Annotated in this window: 1 protein-coding gene; it reads right to left on the bottom strand. The window is 31.0% G+C overall.

Going from position 1 to position 1,660, the window contains the following annotated elements:
- Positions 1-59: 59 nt before the first annotated feature.
- A protein-coding gene (locus IDG45_RS13675) for an IS3-like element ISSau2 family transposase (RefSeq protein ID WP_103152151.1) occupies positions 60-1,627 on the bottom strand; the annotation gives its coding sequence in 2 pieces (ribosomal slippage) (positions 60-952 and positions 952-1,627; 1,569 coding nt in all).
- Positions 1,628-1,660 lie beyond the last annotated feature (33 nt).

Here is a 1,660-nt window from a genome sequence, read left to right as displayed (position 1 = left end):
TGAACTGCACCCAGTCTAGTAGACAATTAAATAATTAAAATTAATGGTTGGTTTTGTTGTTATACAGAATCAGCCATTTTTAATGTAATTCTTTCATGATTAAAGAAAAGAATAAAATCATGAATTGTTTTTGTAGCTTCTTCTACACTATTAAATTTAAAGTGCTTATTTCCTCTAAAAATTTCACTTTTTATTGTACCCCATACACCTTCCATTGGACCGTTATCGATACATTTGCTAACACGTGACATACTTTGAATCATGTCACATTCATCCAACATATGTTTAAATGTTTTCGATGTATATTGAAAACCTCGGTCACTATGAAATAAAATACCTTTGGTATTTTCTACTTTTTCTATCGCTTGATTGAATGTTTTAAATACTAATTGATTATTGTTAGAAGGGCCTAGCTCATAACTAACAATACGTTTAACACCTAAGTCATAAATGGCACTCAAATATATCTTACTACCTTCTTTGATTTTAAATTCTGTTACATCTGTTAACCAAACTTTATTTGGCGTATCAATGTCAAATTGTCGATTAAGCTTATTTTCTGATGTGATTTGTGGCGTTGAACGGCGATAAGGTTTTCGCTTTTGACGTATTACCGCTTTTAAATTAAGTTCTTTCATCAAACGATAAATTCGCTTTCGGTTTACTTGTTTACCTAGTTTTAATCGAATATAGATATAAATGCGACGATAGCCATAAATACCGTTATACTTATGATAGATTGATTCTATTTCTCGCTTAAGTTGTTCATTCTCTAATTCAAGTTCACTCGATTGATAATGTACCCACTTATAATAACTCGCTCTAGAAATGCCTAAAATACGACACAAGCGTTGGATAGGGTATTGATGTTTTAACGCTTCAATCGTTTTGTATGCCGTGATTTGTTTTCTCTTTGAATCATCTCTCTTTCCAATGCTTGAAACTTTTTTAAAACGTCATTTTCCATCTCTAATAATCGATTTTGTGCTTTTAATGCTTGAATTTCAGCTTCCTTTTGTTCTTCTGGCGTCATCATAGATTTGGGTTTTCCTTTGCCTCTGCCATCTACTAATCCATTTTTACCATGTGCTTGATACTTTTGAACCCACTGGTAAATTTGACCGTATGAGATATTAAAGTGTTCTGCAACTTCTCTATAAGATTGTTTATGATTCAAGTAATATTCAACAATTGTGACACGTTCTTCAAATGTGGTTTTTCTTGCTTTCATGATATACACCCCAGTTTTCGGAGATTGACTCTTAATCTCTTTTCCTACAGTATACATTTTTATCCAATTTTTGACTTGTGTCGAACTACGAATATTGTATTTGATTGCGAGATCTTGGGTTGATTGATTTGAATTCAAATATTCATTTACAACTTTTAATTTTAGTTCCTTTGAATAGTGATTGTATTGTTTTTGTGTAAGTAGTGTTTCAATACCATGGGTTTTATAATATTTATACTTAGGATACAAAGTATTGACATTAATATCTAATTGTAATGTATCGATTAAGTATTGAAACGACACGCCTTTTTCATATTCTTGAAACATATATAGCAGTACATCTATGTCTACTTTAGGTTTTATTGACATAAATAAAGCTCCCTTCAAAGTTTTCATTTTTTCAATGTCTACTTTGAAGGGAGCATTTCA

Origin of the sequence: Staphylococcus sp. EG-SA-10, from assembly GCF_017151945.1 — a bacterium.
GTDB classification, from domain to species: Bacteria; Bacillota; Bacilli; order Staphylococcales; family Staphylococcaceae; genus Staphylococcus; species Staphylococcus aureus.
This window is presented reverse-complemented; position numbering and strand designations above follow the sequence as displayed.